General features: G+C 66.4%; 15 protein-coding genes. 2 read left to right on the forward strand and 13 right to left on the reverse strand.

What is annotated here, in order from left to right:
- The first annotated feature begins 3 nt into the window (after window positions 1-3).
- Window positions 4-1,053: a tRNA epoxyqueuosine(34) reductase QueG gene (queG, locus tag O9271_RS00400; protein ID WP_298265076.1), complete on the forward strand. Its 1,050-nt coding sequence runs from the start codon at window positions 4-6 to the stop codon at window positions 1,051-1,053.
- 67 nt (window positions 1,054-1,120) lie between these two features.
- Here the strand turns inward: queG and O9271_RS00405 are convergent, their stop codons facing one another.
- From O9271_RS00405 to O9271_RS00460, 12 genes are all read right to left on the reverse strand, one after another.
- Window positions 1,121-3,076: a S9 family peptidase gene (locus O9271_RS00405; RefSeq protein ID WP_298265078.1), complete on the reverse strand. Its 1,956-nt coding sequence runs from the start codon at window positions 3,074-3,076 to the stop codon at window positions 1,121-1,123.
- Window positions 3,073-5,013 carry a S9 family peptidase gene (locus tag O9271_RS00410; protein ID WP_298265080.1) on the reverse strand — a complete coding sequence of 647 codons (1,941 nt, stop codon included), beginning with the start codon at window positions 5,011-5,013 and terminating at the stop codon, window positions 3,073-3,075. The genes O9271_RS00405 and O9271_RS00410 overlap by 4 nt, the downstream gene beginning before the upstream one ends.
- Before the next feature lie 78 nt (window positions 5,014-5,091).
- On the reverse strand, window positions 5,092-6,483 hold the full coding sequence (locus tag O9271_RS00415; protein ID WP_298265082.1) for a RagB/SusD family nutrient uptake outer membrane protein: 1,392 nt from the start codon (window positions 6,481-6,483) through the stop codon (window positions 5,092-5,094).
- A gap of 2 nt (window positions 6,484-6,485) precedes the next feature.
- Window positions 6,486-9,473: a SusC/RagA family TonB-linked outer membrane protein gene (locus tag O9271_RS00420; protein WP_298265084.1), complete on the reverse strand. Its 2,988-nt coding sequence runs from the start codon at window positions 9,471-9,473 to the stop codon at window positions 6,486-6,488.
- A 100-nt stretch (window positions 9,474-9,573) separates the two neighbouring features.
- Complete coding sequence (locus O9271_RS00425; protein ID WP_298265086.1) at window positions 9,574-11,388, reverse strand: alpha/beta hydrolase-fold protein; 1,815 nt, start codon at window positions 11,386-11,388, stop codon at window positions 9,574-9,576.
- Between the two features lie 5 nt (window positions 11,389-11,393).
- Window positions 11,394-13,391 (reverse strand): S9 family peptidase, encoded by a 1,998-nt coding sequence (locus tag O9271_RS00430; RefSeq protein ID WP_298265088.1) that lies wholly within the window; start codon window positions 13,389-13,391, stop codon window positions 11,394-11,396.
- 239 nt (window positions 13,392-13,630) lie between these two features.
- Window positions 13,631-15,049 carry a sigma-54 dependent transcriptional regulator gene (locus O9271_RS00435; protein ID WP_298265090.1) on the reverse strand — a complete coding sequence of 473 codons (1,419 nt, stop codon included), beginning with the start codon at window positions 15,047-15,049 and terminating at the stop codon, window positions 13,631-13,633.
- The gene (locus tag O9271_RS00440) at window positions 15,018-17,534 is read right to left on the reverse strand and encodes an ATP-binding protein (protein WP_298265092.1); all 2,517 of its coding nucleotides are present in this window, start codon (window positions 17,532-17,534) and stop codon (window positions 15,018-15,020) included. The genes O9271_RS00435 and O9271_RS00440 overlap by 32 nt, the downstream gene beginning before the upstream one ends.
- Window positions 17,535-17,673: 139 nt before the next feature.
- Window positions 17,674-18,909, reverse strand: coding sequence for a hypothetical protein (locus O9271_RS00445; RefSeq protein ID WP_298265094.1), 1,236 nt, complete (start codon window positions 18,907-18,909; stop codon window positions 17,674-17,676).
- On the reverse strand, window positions 18,906-20,135 hold the full coding sequence (locus tag O9271_RS00450) for a cytochrome P450 (RefSeq protein ID WP_298265096.1): 1,230 nt from the start codon (window positions 20,133-20,135) through the stop codon (window positions 18,906-18,908). Before O9271_RS00450 ends, O9271_RS00445 begins: the two co-directional genes overlap by 4 nt.
- Complete coding sequence (locus tag O9271_RS00455; RefSeq protein ID WP_298265098.1) at window positions 20,136-21,575, reverse strand: NAD-dependent succinate-semialdehyde dehydrogenase; 1,440 nt, start codon at window positions 21,573-21,575, stop codon at window positions 20,136-20,138. It lies immediately after the preceding gene.
- Between the two features lie 19 nt (window positions 21,576-21,594).
- The gene (locus O9271_RS00460; protein WP_298265100.1) at window positions 21,595-22,731 is read right to left on the reverse strand and encodes a zinc-dependent alcohol dehydrogenase family protein; all 1,137 of its coding nucleotides are present in this window, start codon (window positions 22,729-22,731) and stop codon (window positions 21,595-21,597) included.
- A 122-nt stretch (window positions 22,732-22,853) separates the two neighbouring features.
- Between O9271_RS00460 and O9271_RS00465 the strand changes: the two genes are divergently transcribed.
- Entirely contained in the window at window positions 22,854-23,468 is a 615-nt protein-coding gene (locus tag O9271_RS00465) for an ATP-binding protein (RefSeq protein WP_298265102.1), read from the forward strand.
- A 36-nt stretch (window positions 23,469-23,504) separates the two neighbouring features.
- Here O9271_RS00465 and O9271_RS00470 read toward each other — a convergent pair whose 3' ends face one another.
- Window positions 23,505-23,945, reverse strand: a complete 441-nt coding sequence (locus O9271_RS00470) for a metal-sensitive transcriptional regulator (protein ID WP_298265104.1) — start codon at window positions 23,943-23,945, stop codon at window positions 23,505-23,507.
- Between the last annotated feature and the right edge of the window lie 18 nt (window positions 23,946-23,963).

Raw genomic sequence — 23,963 nt, forward strand, 5'->3', positions numbered from 1 at the left:
CGCTTGCTGACCGAGCGGCTCAAGGCCGAGGCGTACGGGCTCGGCTTTGATGCGGCTGGCGTGGCGCGGCTTGGCGAACCGGCCACGCGCGCGGCCTTCGAGGCCTGGCTGGCGGCCGGGCATCAGGGCTCCATGGCGTATCTGGAGGGGGAGGGGGCGGCGTTGCGGCGCGACAGCCGCCTGCCCCACCCCGGTGCCACCCACGCGCTGGTCGTGGCGGCTTCGTATGGCGGGCGGGCACCGGCGGGGCCGGTGGCGCGCTACGCACGCGGCGACGACTACCACGTGGTGCTGCGCGAGCGGGTGCGGGAGCTGCACGGCTGGCTGGAGCGCGAAGTGGGGCGCCCGGTGAACGCGCGCCCGTACGTGGACAGCGGCCCCATTCTCGAGCGGGATCTGGCGCAGCGCGCGGGGCTCGGGTGGGTGGGGAAGAACACCATGCTCATCGTGCCGGGGGCCGGCTCACACCTGTTCCTGGCGTCGCTGTTCGTGGATGTGGCGCTCGAGGAGGATGCACCGTTCGAGGCCGATCGTTGCGGCACGTGCACCCGCTGCCTGGACGCCTGTCCCACGGGGGCGCTCCCGTCGCCGCGGGTGCTCGACGCGACCCGCTGCATCAGCTACCTCACCATCGAGCACCGCGGGCCGATCCCGCCGGCACTGCGCGAGGGTGTGGGTGGGCTGCTGTACGGCTGCGACATCTGCAATGACGTGTGTCCATGGACCGTGAAGTTCGCGCGGGAGGCGATGGCGCCCGAGTTCGCACCGCGAGCGCTGTTCGCGGAGTCACACGATCGCGACGGCACGCGCGCGTTGGCGCGCTCGATCTGCATGATGGATGCGGCCGATTATGCCGCGGCGTTCAAGGGGAGTGCGATCAAGCGGGCCAAGCTGTGGATGCTGCAGCGCAACGCGTGCGTGGTGCTGGGGAACGTGGGCACCGACGAGGATCTGGCGGTGCTGGAGGGGATGCGCGAGCACGAGCACGAGGTGGTGCGGGAGCAGGCGGCGTGGAGCATCGAACGTCTCGCCCATAGGGAGTACGGGTCGTAATCAGTGCCCACCGGCGTTCACACAGAGCAGTGACCCCGGCGGTGCCGCTCAGCAGCGGAGCGCGCCCCTAGCGCGGAGGGGCGCGCTCTTCACCGTGCACCGCACCGTCTTTCAGATGCTGGTGAAAGAACCCCAGCATGTCGTGGAGCAGGGCGACCGTGTTCTCCCGGCTTGAGATGTAATAGTTCTCGTTGGGATACGTGCGATAGACGAACGGCTTGTAGAGCATCTCGAGGCGGTCGGCGAACAACCGCGATGCATCGGATCGCGGAATGGCGGTGGCAGCGCCGTGCACCACCATGATCGGCGTCTGGAGCTTGTCCAGCTCGTAGATCGGTGAACTGCGGCGATACTTCTCCAAATTGTCTTTGAGCGGACCGAACTCGTGTTCCAGCAGCTTCACGTGTCGCGTTTCCTGCTCGGCCACCGTGTGCACCCAGTCGCCGTAGCCGGACGCGGCAATGGCGGCCTGGAACACCGAGGGCGCAAAGACGGGCGCCGCCATGCTCATGTACCCGCCGTAGCTCGTGCCGGTAATCCCCATCCTGTCCTGGCGCACCTCGGGCAGCTTCTTCAGCACGGCGACTCCCGCCAGAACATCCAGCAGATCGCAGCGCCCCCAGCAGCCGTTGTTGGCTTCCTCGAAGGCACGGCCATAGCCTGAGCTGCCGCGAATATTCGGCAGCAGGACGGCATATCCACGCATCGCGAAGAACTGCACGTCGCGCTGCAGCGCATCGCTGAACTGCGCCGTGGGTCCTCCATGAATCCACAGCAACCCTGGTGCCTTCTCGTTGATGGCGAGCCCGCGTGGCCGGTACAGATACGCGGAAATCTCGAGGCCGTCCTCCGATCGGTAAGTGAGCTTCTCCGGCACGATGAGCGATTGCGCCACGTGCGCCGGAGGGTCCGAATTCGTCAGCCGCGTGGCCTGCCCCCCAGCGAACGGGACGACGTAGAGATCGCCTGGGGTCGTCGGTGAGGCGAGGACATAGCTCACCCGACGTCCATCGGGTGACCAGTTGGCCGCCGACACCATCCCCATTCCGGACGGCGAAGCCAATGAGCGCGATGCGCCGCCGGACAGGGCCACCGCCCGCACGTGCTGCGTGCCATTCTGCAACGAGAGATACAGAATGTGGCGGCCATCAGGCGACCAGCGGGCGCCACTCTGATTGGCTGGCTCCGCGGCGATCTGCCGTGCCTCGCCGCCCTTCATCGGCGCCACCCAGTAGTTCATCCACCCCGATCGCTGCGAACGAAAGAGCAGGTGCGTGCCATCGGGGGAGACCAGCGCCGGGCCGAAGGCCCCTCCCGCCTGGTAGTCGAAAAGGCCGGTGTCCTTCACGATGACGCGCGAGCCGCTCCCATCGGGCGCCATCGTCATGACGTCATGGTGGCGCCACGTGGAGTCGAGTCGGACGTAGACCACCTGACGCCCGTCTGGTGTCCAGCCAGGGGAAACCTCGAGGAGCGGCCCAGTCGTCAGGCGCCGCAACTGCCCATCGGCGATCCGGACGGTCCAGATGTCGTGGTTGCCCAGCTTGTCGTCCGAGAAGGCGATGGCAGATCCATCGGGCGCCCACGCGTACGAACCGATGCGCCCACCAAGGTGCGTCAGCTGACGGTCCTGGCCATCGACCACGGAACTGAGCCACAGCTCCGGGCTTCCGGATTTCGTCGACACATACGAGAGCCACTTGCCGTCTGGTGACCATTCCGGCTGCGCCGACCCCAGAAAGGTGGTGCCCCCGGTCCTCACGTTGAGAGACCTGGGGAAACCGCCGCTGGAGGGGACCGCCCACACCCCCCCCTCACCCAGCGGCGAAGTGAACATGAGCATGGTGCCATCGGGGGACCACTGCGGCTCGCTCGAGACTGCAGACCGAATTGCCGTGAGTTCACGCGCCGACAGCGCGCGCGGTGCTGCCGACTGTGCACCGAGTGACGTGCCGAGCGGCGCACCCAGCAGCATGCCGAACGGCGCGCCGGCGATCAGCAGGCGCACGGTGGCTCGACTCATCGGGCGCCACCGCGGGCGCGGGCGGGCTCCCTCATGCCATCCTTGAGGTGCTGATCGAAGTAGGCGACCATGTCCCCGAGCATGACTTGAATGTTGTCACGTCGCCGAATGTAGTAGTTCTCGTTCGGATAGGTCTTGTAGGTGAAGGGCTTGTAGTTCATCTCCAGGCGATCGGCAAAGAGTGCGGAGGCCACCGAGCGCGGCAGCTGCGCCCCCACGCCGTGAATGAGCATGATTGGCGTCTGGATGTCCTTCATGAAGAAGATCGGTGAGGCCATGCGGTACTTGTCCGTGGCCTGCGGCAAGTCGCCGAACTCGTACTCCACGAGCTTCACGTGGCGGAGCTCCTGCTCCGCGTGGAAGTGCAGCCAGTCACCGTAGCCGGACGCGGCGATTGCCGCCTGAAAGACACCGGGGGCAAACGCCGCAGCCGCAAGGCTCATGCATCCCCCGTAGCTTGTGCCGGTGATGCCCATCCGCGTTGGCTCGATGTATGGCAGCGTCTTCAGGAACTCCACGCCGGCGGTGACATCGAGCAGGTCGCAGCGACCCCAACAACCGTTGTTGGCGTCTTCGAAAACCTTGCCGTATCCGGAACTGCCGCGAATGTTCGGCAGGAGGACGGCGTACCCTCGCATGGTCAGGTACTGCACCTGCGCCTGATACGTATCGTTGAATGACGAGGTCGGCCCACCGTGAATGAACAGGATGCCTGGCGCCTTGCCGCCGGGCGCCAGCGTGGGTTCGTAGAGGTACGCCTGGATCGTCAGGCCGTCCGGGGACTTGTACGACACTTTCTTCGGCGTGATGAGGCGGCTCGCGACGTGAGTGGCGGTGGACGACGTCGTGAGTCGACGGGGAGCCCCGCCCGCGGCGTTCACGACGAACAGGTCGGCCGCTTCAGTCGGGCTTTCGCTGGTGAAGCTGACCTGCCGTCCATCGGGTGACCATTCCGCGTTGCTGATCACCCCCATGCCATCGGGCTTGGCCAGCACGCGAGGCGCTCCGCCGGTTGCGGCGACGACCCGCAGATCCTGCGTCCCATTCCACAGCGCCTGATACAGGATCGACTTGCCATCGGGTGACCATCGGGCTCCGGACTGGTTGGCCGCCTCAGCGGCGATCGGTCGCGGGACGCCGCCGGCCATAGGTACGACCCAATAGTTGATCCAGCCGCTGCGGTGCGAGCGAAAGAGCAACGTGCTGCCATCCGGCGAAACCAGCGAATAGCCGAAGTTGCCTCCGGCCTGATAATCGAAGAAGTCGACATCCTTCACGATCGTTCGCGGTTGTCCGTCGCCAACGGCGGACAGTTCGAGCACCTCGTGCTCCAACCAGCGATCATCCATTCGGGCGTACACCACCCGCTTCCCGTCAGGGGTCCAGGTGGGGAAGACCTCGTACCGGGTATCGTTGGTCAGTCGGACAACCGCCTTGCCGGGCACCGACACGGTGAAGACATCGAAGTGTCCGAACTTGTCCCCGGCAAACGCGATGGAATTGCCATCCGGCGACCACGAATAGGAATTGATCCGTCCGCCGAGGTTCGTGAGCTGGAGCTCCGTCCCATCGCGCAGCGAGCGCACGAAGAGCTCGGCCGGTCCGTTGCGATTCGAGATGTACGACAGCCATTGACCATTCGGCGCGTACTTGGGTTGATGCGACTGCAGAAAGGCGATCTCTCCGAGTTGGATATCGAGCGAGGCTGGCAGACCGCCAGCCGCCGGGATGGTCCACAGATCCGAACCTCCCAGGGCACCGCCAATGAGCAGACGCGTGCCGTCTGGCGACCACTGCGGTGCAACACCCCCGACAATGGAGCGGACCGATGTGACGTCACTGGCGCTCAACGGTTGTCCCTGCGCGCCGATCCCGGCGTTCAGGTGAGGACTCAGCAGAACGACAAGGGCGGCGAGCGAAGCTAGGGGGTGTCGCATCCTGATGCGCCTCGTATCGATGGGGAACGGTGAAGCGCGCCGGCCACCCCTCACGGGCGTGGCCGGCGCGTCCCGGACTTACGGCTGCGGGGGAGGAGTGATGCCGTCGACGATTCCACATCCCGTTGGCTGCGGCGTACGCGGCTGGCACTCGGCCACGGGAATGGGCATCGCCGGGAAGAGGCGGGGATCCGCCGCCCGCACGGGGATCTGCGCGAGGCGGCCATAGTGCCGCATATCGATCCACGTATGGCCTCCCTCCCAGACGAGCGAGTACCGCTTGTCATACAACAGCTCGGTCAGGAGATCACCGGAGAAGCTGCTGGGGAGCGGCGGTAGACCGCCAGCCGTTGTGCGCACCAGGTTGATATCCTGAATGGCCAGTGCCGTGTTCCCCAGCCCGAGATTGGCCTCAGCACGAAGGAGCAGCAGTTCCTCGTTGCGAATCAGCGGGATGGAGGCGGTGGCCGAGTTGTACATCGTGAACTGCACGTTGGAGCTGATGCCCTGCACGGTGAACGTCGGTACGGTCACGAGCTTGGTCTGCGCGCGCAGGTCGAGCGAGCCATCGGCCCGGAGCTTGGCTTCCGTTCGCAGTCGTGGGTGAGCGAACAGGAGGTCCGGACGGAAGTTGGGGTTCGTGATGTCGCCGGAGTTCGTCGAGAAGACGTGGTACGCCCCGAGGCTGAAGGGCGCCGTGGTGCTGATGAACGATTCACCAAGGGCCGTGAGGGCCACCTGCCAGTTGTCCGTGTAGACGGCCGCGCGCGCACGAAGCGCCCGGTTGACCCGCAGGAACGTGGCGGGGGTGTTGAAGCCCGTGAATCCGGTGGTAAGGGGAAACGGGAACGCCGTGCCCCCCGCCAGCAGATGGACCCGGGCCTCGTCGAGCAGCGTAGCGATGCGCGCGTAGACCTGCGCTTTCGTGGCGATCGGCGCCGGCGGTGCCGTCGGATCGATCCCGACATCGAGCGGCGCCCCGTACACATCGCGGGTCACGATGACTTGGAGGAAGTCATAGGCCTGGATCGTTTTGGCGAAACCCCGTGCCGCTTCCTTCTGAGCGTCGCTCCACGCGGTCACGTCATTGATCGCAGCCAGCAGCAGGTTGGCGGAACGGATGTTCCGGTACGGATCGGCATAGAGCACGTTGCCGGGGAACCCATTGCCGTTGAGTGGATCACGCACGCTACCTGGCAACGAGGCACCGGTGACGGACATGGGATATCCTTCGCGCCCGAATGCGCCCAGCCAGCGTATCCCCTCGGCCACGTTGGCGCGGGTACCGCGCAGCAAGCCGGTGGCGAGTGCCGACGCGCTGGTGGCGGTCGGCGACTGCACCAGCCCATCCACACTCGGATTGTTCGGGTTCGCAACATCGATGTCTCCACAGCCGAGGGAGACGAGCACGAGCGATATGGCGAGCGCAGTCGACAGCCGACCACGACGGGAGTGCCGGAGAATGGTCATGGTCAGAACCTCACGTCGATGGAGAGCCAGAAGCTGCGACTTGGCGGATAGGGCGACACATCGAAGCCGCGGGACACCGCCTGCGTGCCGAAGTTTGAGACCTCGGGATCGAGGCCGGTGTAGTCCGTGATGATCAGCAGGTTCCGGCCCGACAAGGTCAGGCGCGCCGACTCGGCCCGGCTCATGGCGCGGCGGACCAGCTTGGAGGGCATCTCGTACGTGAGCGTTACCTCGCGCAGTTTGATGAAGCTCGCGTCCTCGATGTAGTTGCGTGTCTGGCGCGGGAAGGTCCGGAGACGCCGCGCACAGATCGTTTCGTTAGTGGCGTTGGGCAATGGGGCGATATCGTTGCAATCGGCGCCGTTTCGCGATGCATCCCAGAGGTAGCGTGTCAGGTTGATGACCTCGCCGCCCTTTTGCCAATCGAACAGCGACGTGACGCTGAAGGCGCCCATCCGCAACGAGTTGCTGAAGCCCATCCGGAAATCGGGATTGGCATCGCCGACCTGCGTTACGATCCCCTGCCCGTTCGGGAGCGAGTCATTCCCGACGATCTGCGTGAGCGACTTGCCCGCTTCGACCTGGAAGACACCGAACGTAGTGCCGAAGCCTGGCGCCTGGAACGGCGGTACCGGGAGCGAGCGTACGCGCGCGTTGATGGTGGAGAACGTTGTGGTGGAGTTCCATTCGAACGACTTGGTCACGATGGGGAAGCCCTTCAGCGCCGCCTCGTACCCGCGCGTCTGGATGGATCCCCCGTTGAAGATCCGCAGTCCGTACCCGGTCGAGTTCGGCAGCGTCGCCGTGACGAGCAGATCATCGGTTTGCTTGTCGAAATACGAGAATTCCAGGGCGGCGCGTCCTTTCAGCATCGAGAGATCGATGCCGGTTTCGACTTCCCGCTGAATCTCCGGACGGAGGTTCGCATCGGCAGTCTGTGCACCGCTGCCGATCTCGATCGTGGGCAATCCCGCGATGTTCCCGCCGAAGAACTCCGTGAACTTCTGTCCGAACTGGGGCTGATTGCCCGAACGTCCCGTGGCGAGGCGGACCTTGAGTTCGTCGAAGATCGACGGCAGGGACACGAAGCGATACGAGGCCTGCGCGCGCGGGAAGAAATAGTACTTGCTCGCGTCGCTGTTGTTCGAGCTTCGGTCGGCACGGAATCCGGCAGCGAGGAACAGCTTCTGATCGAACAGCAGCAGCTCTTCCTGGGCATTGATGCCGATATCGTTCGTGCGCGAGTCATCCTCGGCCACACTTACCGCCGTGGCCCGACCGATATTGTTGAGCCCACCGATCAGGTTCTGGGCCACCACCCGTGAATTGCTCAATCCCCGCTGCTCGTACTGATGACCGATCGAGGTCGTCGCCTGCAGCCCTCCCCCCGAAGAGCGGTAGGTGTGCACCGCACTTACATTGAGGTTCATGTTGAGGCTTTGCGCGTTGGAGCGTACCGCCGTTCCCGGGAGTCCATCGAGGGGCTCGAACTGCAGATCCGGGGGCGTGAGGATGTTGCTCCGCTGATTGAAGAAGTCGACACCGCCACTGGCGATGAACCGCAGATCCTGTCGGGATCGTGTGAAGGCGTTGTAGGTCAGGTTGCCCGAGGTGATGGCGCGGTATACGACTTCGTCATTCTTGCTGAGGGCGGCGGTCTGCAGGGGGTTGCTCTGAGCCGCGGGGTTGCGCGGGAACGATCCGTCGGGATTGCGCCGGAGGTCGATGAAGGACGGACTCCGCGCCAGCGCCTGGCCCAACGCGACGCCACGGTTGTCGTTGTTGGTCAGTCCTCGACCGGTCTTTGTGCCGAGCAGATTGGTGGTGACGCGCGCCGTCAGCTTGCTGCTGATGTTCTGATCGAGACCAACCGTGAGAGACTGCTTGCGGTATCCCGTGTTCGCGATGATGCCACCGTCCTCCTTGAGCAGGCCTGAAGCGAAGTAGCGCGTGTCGTTGCTGCCGCCACTGACGCTCATGATGCTTTCCCAGGAGGTGGGCGTCTCCCCGTACACCTCGCGCTCATGATCGAAGAACGCCCCTTCCTTCCATAGGGCACCCACGGCTGGGCCGAAGGTGGCAATGGCATCCGCCTGGGAGTTGAAGCGACGCAGCCCGATGGTGCGTGCGACCTCCGGGCGCCCGACGCGCTGCGTAAAGGTGTATGCCGGCTTTCCAAGGAGACCGCGCTTGGTGGTGATCAGCACGACCCCATTGTTGGCACGGGAGCCGTAGATCGATGCGGCTGTGGCGCCTTTGAGGACTTCGATGCGTTCGATACTGTTCGGATCGAGGTCCGCTACACGATTCGAGGCGTTGTCCTGTCGACCGCCGACGACGGGATTGGCCGACGAACCCGTCACCGCAAAGACGCCCGGCGCGATGGTGGCATCGCTGATGATGACACCATCCACCACATACAGGGGAGTCGCCGCGCCGATCACGGTCGAGATGCCGCGCAATCGCACCTGATTGCCGCCGCCAGGGGCGCCGGAGTTGCTCGATATCTCGGCACCGGGCACGCGCCCCGAAAGCATGGTTTCCACGCTTGGTGCCGGGACGCGATTGAGTTCCGCGGCGCTTACCGACGCAATGGCCGTGGCGGCGTTGCGTCGCTCGATGCCGGTGGCCTGGCCGGTCACCACCATTTCACTGAGTCGCAACAGGTCGCGGCGGAGGATCACGTCGAGCGTCGATACGTTCGCGCCGACGGCCTGGTCGCTGCGGGCGAACCCGATACGCCGGAACGTGACGGTCACCGCTCCCGTCGGTATACGAACGCTGTACGTCCCGTCGTCGCGGGTGGTACCGAGGGCGACGGCGCCAAGGACGATCTGCACTTGGGTTGCCGGCGCACCGGACCCCTCCTCAGTGACGCGACCGCTGAGCGGGCGGGTTGCTCGCGCGTCCTGTGCGTGGGAGGGGGTGAATGGCACCGCATGTGCCAGGAGCACGATGACGGCTGCTCGAGCCAGCCAGGGGAGGTCCATGGGGTCCTCAAATGTGAATGGAGAGGTCGTCCGGCGTGTACATCTTCAGTGCGCCCGCGGTCGTCGTGCCGCGCACGAGGGCGGCAGCATGGGCGTTCGCTCAGGGGGTGGGGCGTGGATCGCGCCAGCTTTGCACCGGCGCCCCAGCCGGTGCGTTGCGGGCGATGTGGGCGGCCATCTCGCGCAGCAGGTCGGCGTTGGTCATGGGTTGCCAGCCATGGCCCTTCATGGGACGACCGTAGCGGAAGCTCCCGCCGTAGTACGGGGTCTTGGTGGATTCCAGAAAGTCTTCCAGGAGGTAGACCGCAGGTCCCAGATAGAAATCGTCCATGTCACCCGTGAGCAGGTGCAGCTTCCCCACGAGTGATGGCCCGATGCGCGACCAGTTGGTCTCCAGGTAGTGGCGCAGGTCGTATCCGTGCTCCCGCATGTAGTTGGCCACCTCGTGATCGATCTTGCCGGTGCGCAGGTCCCAGAGCTGGCGCGGGTACCCATCCGACCCCACCGGGCCGTAGGTGGCGTTCCAGATGTCGATCTGCGCGGCAGAGCGGCCACGCGTTCCCGACGCGAGTTCCATCTGGGAGATTTGCCGCATGGTGGCCACAGGCTGTCCCTCGGGGCTCATCTGCATCATGCGCTCGGGGGCGCCTGGCGCGGCGTTCGGCACGAGGAAGGCACTCGTGTCGCGATAAATGTCCACCAGCTGATAGCGCCGGAAATCGACGGGGTCGGGATACATGGTCCACGTCCCGCCGAAAAAGTCGGGGTGGTACACCTGCAGAGCCAGCGATTCCCATCCGCCGGTCGAACCGCCGGTGAGCACCCGGGCGTAGGGCTGCGCGATCATGCGAAAGCGCTTCTCCAGCTCAGGGATCAGCTCCTTCAGGATGGCGTCACCGTACGGCCCATTGTTGGCCGAGTTGACAGCGTACGAATCGTCGAAGAAGGGCGTCGGGTGCTGAAACTTGACGACGATCATTCGCGGCATGTCGTCGCGGATCCACTGCGTGTAGAACTCGAACCCGGACTCCCGCTTGCCGGCGCCGCCGACCGGCCTTCCAATATCCGCGGCAGACCACATCCCGGGCGCGGCCAGATTGAGCCCCGGAGTCGCCGGGGTGTCCGCGGTCGTGAAGTTGAACGGTGCGGCCAGGGTGAAGTGGTCCTGCACGAACACCACGGGGTAGCGCGTCTCCGGGTGTTGGTCGTAGTCCCGCGGAAGCAGCACGGTGGCGCCGAGGTACTGCGGATGCCCCCACCACTTGGTGAGTAGCGGGCTCTCGAACTTGATGCGCTTCACCCAGCGGGTGTCCGGTTCGACTTCGATCGGGGGGATCTTCCGGTCGAGGTCGAGGCGGATGAGGAAACCGCGCGCCGGATCCACGCGCACCTTCACCGGTGTGCTGATGAGGTTCCCCGGGGAGAAGGCCCACCGCTGTCCTTCCCACTGATCCTGATGCGCCCAAATGGTGTGTCCGTCGGCACGCGCAAACCGCGTGTAGACGTTGAGGACCGCCTGTGCGTAATACTCGCCGGGCGGAATGTCGCGGATGCTCCCGTACGGGTATCCCGCGGCATTCTCGTTCAGCATGGCCCACGTACCTGGCGCTTGCTGTTCCACATCGACGGCGAAGAACGGAACACGGCCGATACGCGTACGTGCAGACTGATAGGCCGCGATGCGAGGCTCGACGTCGTTTCGCTGATAGAGCGCCACGAACAGACGACCCGTAATGGGGGACGCGTTGAGTGACGCGGGGAAGCGCACGGCGAAGCGCCCTTGGACCTGGGCCTTTACCACCTCCGGCGTCACGCTCGTCACCGTCATGAGGGCCGCAAGCACCCCCAGCACGACTCGGCGCGGCGTCTGCACTGGCCGCCGCCGTGCCAGGTCAGCTGTACTGATGGTGTGCATTCCTGTCACTCCCGTGAGCGTGAAGACGCCGATGGCGCGTCAGAGACGCGGTCCTTGAGGAACTGATCGAAGAAGCCGAGCATGTCGCCCAGCTTCTCTCGCACATTGGCCCGAGACGTGACGTAGTACGTCTCTCCGGCGTACGCCTTGTAGCGGAAGATCTTGTACTCCGCGTCGAGTGCACGCGCGAAGTCCAGTGAGGCTGGCACGCTGGCCTGCCCTGGCCGCCAAGGCGTACGTGCCCCCTCACCGTGTACGAGGAACGCGGGCGTGGTCACCCGCTTCACGTTGTAGATGGGCGAGTTGCGTCGGTACACCGCGGCGCTGTCGGGAAACGCGCCAAACTCGTATGCCAGCAGCTTGGTGTGCTGCAGCTCGTCGTTCCACTCATGGAACTTCACCCAGTCGCCATAGCCGGACTCCGGAATCGCCGCCTGGAACAGGCCCGGCGCGTTCACGATGGCCGACATGGTCATGCATCCACCGTAGCTGACGCCATGAATGCCAAGCTTGGCGCCGTTCACATACGGCAGCGACTTGAGATACTCGGCGCCCGCCGCGATATCCTTCAAGTCACAGTGCCCCCAGCAGCCGTTGTTGGCATCCTCGAAAGCCCGTCCGTATCCCGAACTTCCCCGGATATTGGGAAGAAGAACGGCGTACCCGCGTTGTGCGAAGAACTGCACCTGCGCCTGGAACGTGTCCATGAACTGCGACGTGGGTCCACCATGCACCCACACGATTGCGGGGACGCGCTCGCCTGGACGCACCCCGCGCGGTTCGTAGAGGTACGCGCTGATGGTGAATCCGTCGCTGCTCGGATACGTGATCTTGCGCGGCGTGATCAGCGCGCCTTGAGGAATCGCTGCCGGCATCGACTGGGTGACTTGGGTGCTCCGCCCCGATGCCACATCGACGATGTAGAGATCGGCCGCTGCGGTCGTGGTTCCCATCGTGTAACTGATGCGGGCGCCGTCGGGCGACCACACGGGCTTCGACACCACTCCATCCTTGGGCGACACCAATGCGCGCGAAGGGCCGCCGTCGCTGCCCACCACGAACAAGTGCAGCGTGCCGTTTCTGTTGGACACGAAGGCGATCTGGCGCCCATCGGGAGACCAGGCCGCGTCGCTCTGCTCGGCCTGCTCGGGGGCAATCGGCGTCGGCGTGCCTCCCGCCAGCGGAACCGTCCAGTAGTTCAGCCAACCACTGCGCTGCGACCGAAACAGGACCCGCTTGCCGTCCGGAGCCACCTCGGCGTATCCGAACGCCACTCCGCCCCGATAGTCGAAGAAGCCCGTGTCGCGAACGACCACCCGGGGTGCCGAGGAACCATCCACCGGCACGGCCATGACGTCGTGATCGAGCCAGCGATCGTCCAGACGATCGAACAGCACGAAGCGTCCGTCGGGCGTCCAGGTGGGAAACACCTCGTACCCAGGATGACTCGTCAGGCGCGTGACGGCACCCGATGTGATCTCCACGACGTAGATGTCCTCGCTACCATAGCGATCCGCAGCGAACGCAATTCGGCGTCCATCCGGCGACCAGTTCATCGAGTTGATCCGACCGCCGAGCGACGTCAGCGGGAGGTCCCGACGGCTCTGTGCCGACCAGAGCCAGATCTCCGGTGCCCCACCCTTGCTCGAGACGTACGCCACGGCGTCACCCGCGGGTGACCAGCGCGGATTCTGCGAGGCCGTCGACCCGACGCCGGTGAGCGACAGGTCGGGGATGAGCTGACGTGGCAGCCCCCCGTCGCGATCCACCTCCCAGAGGCCGATCGGCCCGCCCATGCTGCCGAGGAACGCCAGTCGCGTTCCGTCGGGGTGCCACACCGGCGCGTCGCGACCGCCGATCATGGAGGTGACCGAGAGGATCTGATCCGCCGTCAACGGCGTACGTGTCGCGGCGGCGCGCCCCGGTTCCTGCGCACCGAGCGTGGGCCTGGCCTGCCAGACCGTCAGGCACAGGGTTGCAGCGAACGCGCGCAGGAGTCGCACGGGGAACCTCGCGGGGATGGCGGTTGGCAGAAGCGTGCACAAGCCTCCATGGCACATGACGTGCCAGTCCCGTCCGCCGCTCACGCCTCCTGCGTGTCAGCCGCTCAAGCCGTTGATCCGCCGAGAGTTGATGGTGCCCGGCGGGCTGGCTGGCCTCCGGCGCTACCCATCATGTATCGGCGCGGATCGCACCTTATGTGCGCCAGTCACCGCACCTTTTTGGATGCAGTGGTGCGAGGTCACTGTGAGTGACGCGCGCGCGTGACTGCGGAGTCGCGGAAATCCGTGGAGGTAATGCCATGCCGCAGCAACATGCGCTGGAAGACCTGACGGAGTACCCCGGCGCGCTCGGCGGCAATCGTCACGTTCCCGCCAGCATTCCGCAGTGCCTCGAGCAGGTAGCCGCGTTCGAAGTGCTCCACAACCTCGCGCTTGGCGTCCTGAAAGCGCCCCGGCTCCGCGCTGCGTAGGGGCACATCGCCGGTCGTGATGACAGCGCACGCACGGCGCACTTCGTCCGGCAAGTCCTGCAGCTCCACCTGCGGACCACCGCCGATGACGTAGGCGCGCTCGATCACATTGCGAAGCTCCCGGATGTTTCCCGGCCAGTCGTAGCTCTCGAGGGCAGCGACGGCAGCGGGGGTGACCGGACGAACCGCTTCGCCGTAATGCAGCGCAATGGAACGCGAGAGATGCTCCCCGATTGACGAGATGTCCCCCGCACGCTCACGGAGCGACGGTAGCACCACGCGCACCACGTTCAGGCGATGATACAGGTCGATGCGGAATAGCCCCGTGGAGACCAATTGCTGCATGTCGCGATTGGAAGCGGCGATGACCCGCACATCGACCTTGATCTCACTTTGCCCGCCCACGCGCGTGAAGCAGCGCTGCTCCAGCGCGCGCAGCAGCGCCGCCTGCGCACGCACGCCCATCTCGCTCACCTCGTCGAGGAGTAGCGTCCCGCCGTGGGCAAGCTCGAAGACGCCCTTCTTTTGCTGGCGGGCGTCCGTGAACGACCCGCGCTCGTGCCCGAACAGCTCGCTCATGAGCAACGTTTCGGAAAGTGCCGCGCAGTTGACCGCCACGAAGGGCGCGCTCCGACGCGCACTGGCATCGTGGATGGCCCGCGCGGCCAACTCCTTGCCCGTGCCGGATTCGCCCTGGAGCAGGACCGCGGGAACGGGGCTGGCCGCAATGCGCGCCAGCTGGCGCCGGAGTTCGTGCACAGCAGTCGATGTGCCGATGATCGACTGCATGGCCGCACTGCTCGGGGTCGACGCCTGCAGGTCGTTCGTGATCGCGGCCTGCGCCAGCACGGCCAGCAGATCATCGAAAGCGAACGGCTTCGGCAGATAATGAAATGCGCCAGCCTTGAGCGCACTCACGGCATAGCCGACCTCCGCATGCGCCGTAATCACGATCACGACCGGAACGGACGCCAGACGCTGGAGCTCGGGCAACAGCGCCAACCCCTGCTGATCCGGGAGGTTCTGGTCGAGCAGCACGACACGAGGGAGGGATTTCCGCGCCAGCTCCAGGCCCGCCCGGGCCGTGCCAGCCAGCGCCACCTCGTACCCTTCCCCTTCGAGCGCCTCCCTCAGGAATTCACTGAAGTTGCGCTCATCATCGATGATCAGGAACAGCGGCTTCGTCATGGGGAACCGTTTCCTCGTAGACCAGCGCCTCCGGACAGCGAGGCAGTGAAACGCACATCATCGTTCCGCGGGTGGATGTCTCGACAACCTCGATGTATCCACCGAGCCGTTCCACCTCGCGGCGCACGAGCGCCAGGCCAATGCCTGTGCCGCTCTGCTTCGTGGTGAAATGCAGGTCGAACACGCGCGGCACAATGTCCGGCGGAATGCCTGCTCCCGTATCACCCACGGTCAGCGTTATGCGATCATACGTATCGCGAAGGGTCAGTACCACGCGGCCAGCCCCCCCGATGCTCTCAACGGCGTTGGACACAAGATTGGTGAGGATCAAGCGGAACTGCAGGAGCGATCCCCGCTGGAGCACGACGTCGTTGGGGTACTCCTCCACGATCTCGATGCCGCGGTCCTCGGCACCGATCCGCAGGTCACGGACACATGCCGCGGCCACCAGGCGCAGATCGACAAGTCGGACCTCGTCCGCCTGATCGGCCCGGTCACTGGTGAAACGCAGTAGGCCGGAGACGAGGTCATCGATGCGACCCACGTCACGTTCGAGCCGCTGCAGCTTCACGGGATCGACACCGTCCCGACGCAGCACGTACACGCCCATCTTGAGACCCGCCAGCGGATTCTTGATTTCGTGCGCGAGGCCACCTGAAAGCGAACCGACGGCGGCGATGCGTTCAGCCGTCGCGAGCTCCTGCCCCGCGCGACGCAAATCGATATGCGCCTTGGCAGCCGCCAGGGCAGCGCCTACCCCCTGACGAATGGTGGTAATGAGCACTCGTGCCGGAAGATCGATGGGGCGGCCGTCCGTTCGGGCGCCAATGCGCAGAACGGCGATCGGCACGCCGTCCAACCCCCAGACCGGGAACACCGTGACGCCCTCCTGGGTGTCGGCCGCACGCATTGCTTCGAGTTCGGTGGCGGAAACGAAGCGAACGTCGGTCGCGGCGCCGATGGCCCCGCTCGCGGAGGCGGAATGAACCGGTTCGCCGACCAGGAACAGCTCGGCCGACGAGACATCGAGCAGTGCGGGAATCTCCGCGGCGATGCGCCGGGCGATGCGCGTGGAATCGAGTTCCTGGCTGAGTTCGTACACGAACTCCTGCGCATTGGACTCGGCCCGGACCCAGCGCGACATCAGCCGCCGGTCGACAGTGGCGCGAAGCCATCGGAACGCTGGGGCCGGGAGCAGGGTGGCGGCGACCACGGTCGAGAACAGCAACCATTCATTGCCGCCAAGATCTTGGCCGGAGCCATTCAGTACGACGGCAACGGACGCAAAAATGACCAGGCCATGCACGGCCGACAGGATGATGGCAAAGCTCCACGTCGCAAGGGCAGGCGCGTTCCGCACGCGGTCATCGAGGCGCTCGGGCGAAAAGAAATGGAGGGCGAGCGCCAGCGGCAAGAACAGGGTTGCGACCGAATTGACCCCCGAGACGAACTCTTCCCCCGACCATGAGCCGAGCACCAGCGTCGTGGAGGAAAAGACCGATGCCGAGAGCATCACGGCGGCAATGGCGCCATACACGATGCGTATCGTGACCCCCTGCGACACCTCCGGCCGCAGAAGCATGTATATGGCGCTGAGCGCCGTCACGGTTTCCAGCAGGAACCCCACCAGCATGCGGAGTTCCCGGAGGAGACCCGGCCGGGCCCACGCCAGAGGATCCCGCCCGAGATCCGTCACGAGCAACAGCAGAGCACCTAGTAGCGTGTACACGCCCAGCCACAGCCGAGGCGAACGCCAGGTCGGGCGGCGTATGGCAATGGCCAAGGCGTGCAGGAGCAGCGCAGGCACAAACAGGCGAAAGGCGGATGCCTCCATGTGCCACAACCAGCGGACGGACGTCAGCAGAAGCCCAGTACCGGGCACGCCGTTCGAGAATGCTATCGGCGGGATCAGGAGGAGCGCCGCCCCCGTCAGCAACCCAAAGGCGGTGGAGCCTCGCGAAGCAATGAGCGCCATGCCGACCAACCAGCTGAGGCAGGTAAGCAGGAGCACATACGTCGTATAGACCCGGTAACCAATCGTGGCGGCATCCACCTGCACCTGCACGCGCACGCTGTCGCCGCGCCGCTGGAGATCGAGCGCGACGAGCTTGCCGACGGCGCGCGCTCGGTGTTCGGCGAGTGTGGCCAGCGTGACGGGCACACCATTGACGGCCACGAGCACGTCGCCAGGAAGCACGCCGGCCTGGCGGGCGCGGCGGGACACACGCGTGATGCGCAGGGACGTACTCGCCCCCGCCGCCAGTTCCGACGCGTGTGCACTCGGCATGGCGGAGGTGGCGAACCACCCCGGGCTTGCGTCCCGGCCAAGCGGCGGGACGGAAAACGGCAGGTTCAGTGGACCCAGCAGGCCGAGCACCAGCAGCAGCACGCGCACCAGCCGATGTTCGGCCGCAATCGTGCCCAGCGTACTCCAGCGTTCGGCTGAGACCGACCACGTCGTCAAGGAGGTCTGCGACAGCGGCATCGGTACCTCTCCGGGCGAGGAAGGGTCTGCAGGTCCTGCGGCAGAGCTTGCGCCGCGCGGGGAGTATCGTCAAGAGTCGACGGGTCGGGTCACGCGCGTTTTGGGGCGTCCACTGTGCGTGTGGCTTATCGCGCCCGCCTCACCGCTTCGGCGCAAAGTGCAGCACCCGCGTCGACCGATCGCCCACGAACAGGCGCGCATCCTGCCCCGTGAGTGCGCTGGTGCCGCGCATGGCGGGATCACCAAGCCCCTGCACATACCAGCCGGCTGCCGGCGCACCGGGGAGATCCTGCAACCGCTGCGGCACGCGCGGGGTTGGCGTCGGCGAAGTGATGTCGGGGATGTACGTGATGTAGTTCCCCTCGGCGTCGAAGGCGCGCGCCCCCGACACGTTGTTGAGCAGCAGCACGAAGGCGCCCAGATGCGTGTTCCACGACAGCGACGGCCCCCAGAAGCCGCCTCCCTCGGGGTCCTGCCAGGAGCGTGTGGGTGGCAGCAGCGGCGTGGCCAGCCCGATCGGCCCCGACGGCCACTGCTGCCCCACCCGTTCGCCACTCGTTCCCTGCAGGCCAGGACCGGTCCACCCGCCGTTGAACCAGCGGAACGCCCGGCTGGTCCCGTCGGGGGCCAGCGGCGCATCCAGATGCTCCATGGCCAGACGCGCCAGCTGGATTCCCTGCGTGCGGGGGTCGGCTCCCGAGTAGTCGGTGAAGACGATGTACAGGTGCGCGCTGTCCGGGCCCACCGCCATGCTCGGGTCGCCCACGCCACCGGCGAAGAAGCGGATGGGCAGATCGCAGGAGATGGGGAACGTGCCGTCGCTGAGGATGAGCCCCAGATTGCTCCAGCTCTGTCCGTCGTCGGTGGAACGGGCCAGGCCGATGTGCGGCACCGAGAGGTAGGGCCGTTCGAAGGGGGCACCACAGCGCACGTACGGCCCCTCCTCCATGTGATAGAGACCGAAGAGCACGCCATCGCCCGGGCGCCGGTACACCGATTCGATCCAGCGCATGGGCGTGCGCGTGGGTGCCACCTCGCTGTTGATGTCGTGCACGTACCAGCGTTTCGCCTCGTCCCACGCGAACGCCGGATCGTCGTCGGCGAAGCGGGAGAGGGTGAACTGCTGCGCGCCGGCGGCGTCGGCCGCGCCGTTGCTGCGCCACGCATGCTGGTTGCTCACGATCTGGTAGAAGCGGTCACCAATCCAGAACGAGGGGCGATTGCAGTCGCTGCCAACCGGGCTGACAATGCGCAGCTCCGGTGCCTCCACGAGGGTCAGCAGCGGCGGCACGAAGGGGGGTGGCACCTCGCGGCCGCACGCGGCCAGCATGAGGAGGCCGCCCGTGAGCAGGATTCGAAGGGAGCTGTGTCTCATTTGCGCACCACGAGCGCCTCATGACCGTGAAAGTGCCAACTGTCCTTCACCACCGGTGTCTCCACCAGCCGCAGCGATGGGCACCGGGTAAACAGCACCTGCAACGCGCACTGCAGTTCCAGTCGCGCCAGCGGGGCGCCCACACAGAAATGGTTGCCGGCGCCAAAGCTGGTATGCCGTGCCTCCGCCTGCCCGGGCCGATACGCGTTGGGGTGCGCCTGGAGACGCGGATCGCGCCCCGTCGCGCCCAGCACCAGCGCGATCTGCTCACCGCGCCGCAACGTGATCTCGCTTTCCTGCGTGTCGTGCAGCACAAAGCGCTTGAAGAGATGCAGCGGCGGCGCGAAGCGCAGGGACTCCTCCACTACGCGGGCCACCAGCGCGTCGTCCCGTATGGCGCCCACGAGTTGCGGCGCGTGCTCGAGCAGGACCCGCACCGCGTTCCCCAGCGCGTGCACCGTGGCCTCGTGCCCGGCGTTGAGCAGCAGCACCACCGTGCTCACCAGCTCCGCCTCCGACAGACGCGCGCCGTCTTCCTCGGCCGCAATGAGGACCGACAGCAGATCGTCGCCCGGAGCGTGACGGCGCGCCGCGACCAGCTCGCGCACGAAGGCCGCGAAATCGGCCGCCGCCGTGTTGGCCTGCACCTCGACCGCGTGGCTTCGTCCCACGCCGTACATCGCCACCATGTCGTGCGACCAGCTGAGCAGCTGCGGCGCCATGGACTCGGGCACCCCCAGCATGCGCGCAATGATGCGGACCGGAATGGGGGTGGCGTAGTGGGCGATGAGGTCGAACGGGTCGTCGGGGAAACCGTCCACCAGTTCGTGCGCCATGCCTTCGATGATGGGGCGCAGCGACTCCACGCGCCGCGATACGAACGCGCGACTCACCAGGGCGCGCAGTCGCGTATGGGCCGGCGGCTCACGCTCGAGCAGACTGTGGGCGTCGATGGCGTCGAAATCGCGCGTGTGAGCGGCGGGCGGTGGCCAGCCGAGCGCTTCGCGCGTGGTCACGTGCAGGATCTCCCGGCCGAAGCGGCGATCACGCAGCAGCCGGTTCACCTCCTCGTAGCCGAAGAAGCACCACATCCCCAGCTCTTCCCAGAAGGCCACCGGTGTCTGCGCGAGGATCTCCGCGTAGGCCGCATAGGGATTGCTGTAGAACGCCGAACTGCGCGGGTCGAGCGACAGCCGCCGCGTACTCGCATCGAAGCGGACCGTCATTCAGATGCCGCCAAAGCAGAGGTACTTGATCTCGAGGTAGGCATCGAGCCCGTACTTCGATCCTTCGCGTCCCATGCCCGATTCCTTCACGCCGCCGAACGGGGCAAGCTCGGTGGAAATGAGCCCTTCGTTGATGCCCACCATGCCGTACTCCAGCGCTTCGGCCACGCGCCAGCAACGCCCCACATCCCGGCTGTAGAAGTAGGCAGCGAGTCCGTACGCCGTGTCGTTGGCCATCGCCACCGCATCGGCCTCCGTATCGAAGGCAAAGATGGGCGCGACGGGACCGAACACCTCCTCGCGCGCGATGCGCATGGCGGGGGTGGCATCGGCAAGCACCGTGGGCTCGAAGAAGCGCCCGCCGCGAACGCGCCCGCCGCACACCACCCGTGCCCCGTGCGCAATGGCATCGGCCACGAACGCGCTGACCTTGGCAACCGCACGATCACTGATGAGCGGCCCCACCTGCACCGCCGGATCGAAAACATCACCGCTGCGCAGCCCGGCGACCGCCTCACTGAAACGGGCGACGAACTGATCGTACACGCCACGCTGCACGAGAATGCGGTTTACGCACACGCAGGTTTGCCCGTTGTGCCGGTACTTGGAGAGCAGGGCCCCACGCACCGCCGCCTCCACGTCGGCATCATCGAACACGATGAACGGCGCGTTTCCTCCCAGCTCGAGTGAGAGCTTCTTGAGCGTGGGCGCACACTGTGCCATGAGTTGCCGGCCTACCGCGGTGGACCCGGTGAACGACAGCTTCCGCACCAGGGGATGCGCGCACAGCACCTTGCCCACCGCGTCGCTTTCGGTCGTGGGCACCGTGTTGTACACCCCGGCGGGAAAACCCGCGGCCTCGGCCAGGGCCGCCAGCGCGAGCGCCGTGAGCGGTGTTTCCGCCGCGGGCTTGATGACCACCGGACACCCCGCGGCCAGCGCCGGCGCCACTTTGCGCGTGATCATGGCCAACGGGAAGTTCCACGGCGTGATGGCGGCGGAGACCCCGATGCCCTGCTTGATGACCACGAGACGGCGATCGCGAGCCGACGACGGCAACACATCACCGTAGGCGCGCTTCCCCTCTTCGGCAAACCACTCCACGAACGCCGCGCCGTACGCCACCTCGCCACGGCTTTCCGTAATGACCTTACCGCTCTCCCTGGACATGAGCGTGGCCAGCTCGTCCTGATGCGCCAGCATGAGATCGTGCCACCGGCGCAACACCGCGGCGCGCTCCTTGGCGGTGCGGTCGCGCCACGCGGGCCAAGCCGCGTGCGCCGCGGCAATGGCCTGCTCGGTCTCCGCCGTCCCCGCATCAACCACCCGCGCGATCTGCTCGCCGCTGGACGGATTGTGCACGCCAAAGGTGCGCGACGTGGCGGCGTCGATCCACGCGCCGTTCACATACGCCTGCTCGCGCCACAGGGCCACGGTCATCTTCACTCTCCCGCCGGCGTCAGCAACGCACGACCTGTCGTATGGCTTCACCCGCCGCGAGGCGCTCGAAGCCGGTATTGATGTCCGCGAGTGGCATCTCGTGCGTGAGCAGCCGATCCACCGGAAGCCGGCCACGCTGGTACAGGCGGATGTACGCCGGAATGTCGCGCAGCGGGACACAGCCGCCCAGATAGCTTCCCCGCAGGGTGCGCTCCTCGGCCACCAGCTGCACCGGGGCCAACCCCAGCTGCTGCTCCGGGTGGGGCAACCCGGCGGTGACCGTACGCCCGCCACGTCGGGTGCACCGGTACGTGAACTCGAGCGCCGCCACGGCGCCTGCCGCCTCGAGCCCAATGTCCACGCCGCCGTGGGTCAGGTCACGGACATGCTCGACTGCCTGCGGATTGGCGACGTTGACCGTGTGCTGCGCACCGAGCGTGCGGGCGAGCGCCAGCTTGCCCTCGCTCACATCGGCAGCGATCACGGTGCTGGCCCCGCCGGCCAGCGCGCCAAGCACGGCGGCGAAACCGATTCCGCCCAGTCCCGTCACCAGCACGGTCTCGCCGAGACGCAGCGCAGCGGTATTGGCGATGGCGCCCACCCCGGTCATCACGGCGCAGCCGAAGAGGGCGGCGATCTGCGGCGAGACGGCGTGGTCGATGCGCACCAGCGACCGTCGCGAGACCACGGCATACTCGCTGAACGCCGAGACACCGAGATGATGATGAACGGGTGCGCCGTTGCCGTCGCGCAAGCGGCTTCCACCTTCGGGCAGTTCGCCCGCGCCATTGGCGGCAGCGGCCTGCTCGCACAGCGCCGGCCGCCCCACGGCGCAGGACAGGCAGCTGCCACATGAGGGCACGAAGGTGCAGACCACCTGGTCGCCCACCGCGAGATCGCGGACGGCGCTGCCCAGCTCGAGCACCTCGCCCACCGCCTCGTGCCCCAGCAGCATGGGGAGCGGGCGCGCGCGGGTGCCGTCGATCACCGACAGGTCGGAATGGCACAACCCCGCCGCCGTGACGCGCACCAGCACCTCGCCGGGCTCGGGTGCGGCCAGCGTGAGGCGCTCGAGCACGAGCGGGCGGGTCACATCGTACGGGCGTGCCGGCGCGCGGCTGCGCAGGACGGCTCCGGTGGTGTGCAGACGGCTCATCGTGGACGCCAGGGGAAACGGCAAACCGACGGGATGCGGGTTGGCCACGCCTCTCAAATGCGCAGCGGGCGCACGATTGGCAAGGGATGCCCGCGGGCGCGCTGTGCCGTTACGATGCAGACATGACCGGTGCCGCCCTCCTGCTCCCTGCCGACGCCCTCGGGCGTCATCGGCTCAAGGTCGCGTTCGTGGGTACCCACGGCGTGGGCAAGACGACGCTCTGCTTCGATCTGGCGGCGCAACTCAAGCGGCTCGACCTGGGTGTGGACATCGTGAAGGAAGTGGCGCGTCGGTGTCCGTTGCCCATCAACGAGGACACCACCTTCGATGCCCAGGCGTGGATTCTCCACACGCAGATCGCCGAGGAGATCGAAGCGGTCGCGCAGTACGAGGTGGTGGTGTGTGACCGATCGGTGCTCGACAACTACGCATATCTCGTGGCACGCGCCGGTCGGCAGCCGGAGCTGGAGCCGCTGGTGCTGCAGTGGGTGCGGAGCTATCACACGCTCTTCAAGGTCCCCGTGACCGCCGCACCCACGTTCGATGGTAAGCGGGCGGTGAGCCCGGCCTTTCAGCGACAGATCGACGAGATCATCGAGGAGCTGCTGCACCGGTTCGGAATCGAGGCGGTGCGGCTCGATCCCGAGGCCCGCGCCGACTGGACGAATGCGGCGCTGCGCGCGCTGCGGTTGCCGCTCACCCCGCCCCAGATCGATCTGTTCCGCGGCACGAACTGACGCGCATCAGGACTCACGGCGCGGCAGTCCGGCGGGCTATCGCGCTGTCCGATAGATCATCTCCACCAGCTCGTCGTACATCCCTTCCGCTTCTTTCGGTCCCTGCCGGATGGCGGCAGTGGCGCAGTGCTTGAGGTGATTGCGCATGAGCTCACGCCCCACGGCGCGCAGCGCTTCGTGCACACTGGCGATCTGGGTGAGAATGTCGGCGCAGTACCGGTCGTCATCCACCATCTTCTGCAGCCCGCGCACCTGCCCCTCGATGCGCCGCAGGCGCTTGCGATTGCGTTCCTTGGCCCCGGCATCCACTGCCACCGCCTTGCGGGGCGCGCCATCGGACGCGGCGTTCGACGCGGCACATCCACAGCCGGCCAGCGGTTCGTCCGGTGGTACCGCGAGCGAGACCGCCACGGAAACCGTGTCCGGCACAGGCGTGGTGCCGCGCGCAGACCGGCGCTTCGACGAGACGTTGGACATGATCGACGGGAGGAAGGG

The organism is Gemmatimonas sp. (assembly GCF_027531815.1).
In the GTDB taxonomy this organism is placed as follows: domain Bacteria; phylum Gemmatimonadota; class Gemmatimonadetes; order Gemmatimonadales; family Gemmatimonadaceae; genus Gemmatimonas.

Excerpts from the sequence above, each read along its gene's own strand:
- O9271_RS00405 (WP_298265078.1), bottom strand. The coding sequence starts at position 3,076 with ATGAGTCGAGCCACCGTGCGCCTGCTGATCGCCGGCGCGCCGTTCGGC.
- O9271_RS00410 (WP_298265080.1), bottom strand. The coding sequence starts at position 5,013 with ATGCGACACCCCCTAGCTTCGCTCGCCGCCCTTGTCGTTCTGCTGAGT.
- O9271_RS00415 (WP_298265082.1), bottom strand. The coding sequence starts at position 6,483 with ATGACCATTCTCCGGCACTCCCGTCGTGGTCGGCTGTCGACTGCGCTC.
- O9271_RS00420 (WP_298265084.1), bottom strand. The coding sequence starts at position 9,473 with ATGGACCTCCCCTGGCTGGCTCGAGCAGCCGTCATCGTGCTCCTGGCA.
- O9271_RS00425 (WP_298265086.1), bottom strand. The coding sequence starts at position 11,388 with ATGCACACCATCAGTACAGCTGACCTGGCACGGCGGCGGCCAGTGCAG.
- O9271_RS00435 (WP_298265090.1), bottom strand. The coding sequence starts at position 15,049 with ATGACGAAGCCGCTGTTCCTGATCATCGATGATGAGCGCAACTTCAGT.
- O9271_RS00440 (WP_298265092.1), bottom strand. The coding sequence starts at position 17,534 with ATGCCGCTGTCGCAGACCTCCTTGACGACGTGGTCGGTCTCAGCCGAA.
- O9271_RS00445 (WP_298265094.1), bottom strand. The coding sequence starts at position 18,909 with ATGAGACACAGCTCCCTTCGAATCCTGCTCACGGGCGGCCTCCTCATG.
- O9271_RS00450 (WP_298265096.1), bottom strand. The coding sequence starts at position 20,135 with ATGACGGTCCGCTTCGATGCGAGTACGCGGCGGCTGTCGCTCGACCCG.
- O9271_RS00455 (WP_298265098.1), bottom strand. The coding sequence starts at position 21,575 with ATGACCGTGGCCCTGTGGCGCGAGCAGGCGTATGTGAACGGCGCGTGG.
- O9271_RS00460 (WP_298265100.1), bottom strand. The coding sequence starts at position 22,731 with ATGAGCCGTCTGCACACCACCGGAGCCGTCCTGCGCAGCCGCGCGCCG.
- O9271_RS00465 (WP_298265102.1), top strand. The coding sequence starts at position 22,854 with ATGACCGGTGCCGCCCTCCTGCTCCCTGCCGACGCCCTCGGGCGTCAT.
- O9271_RS00470 (WP_298265104.1), bottom strand. The coding sequence starts at position 23,945 with ATGTCCAACGTCTCGTCGAAGCGCCGGTCTGCGCGCGGCACCACGCCT.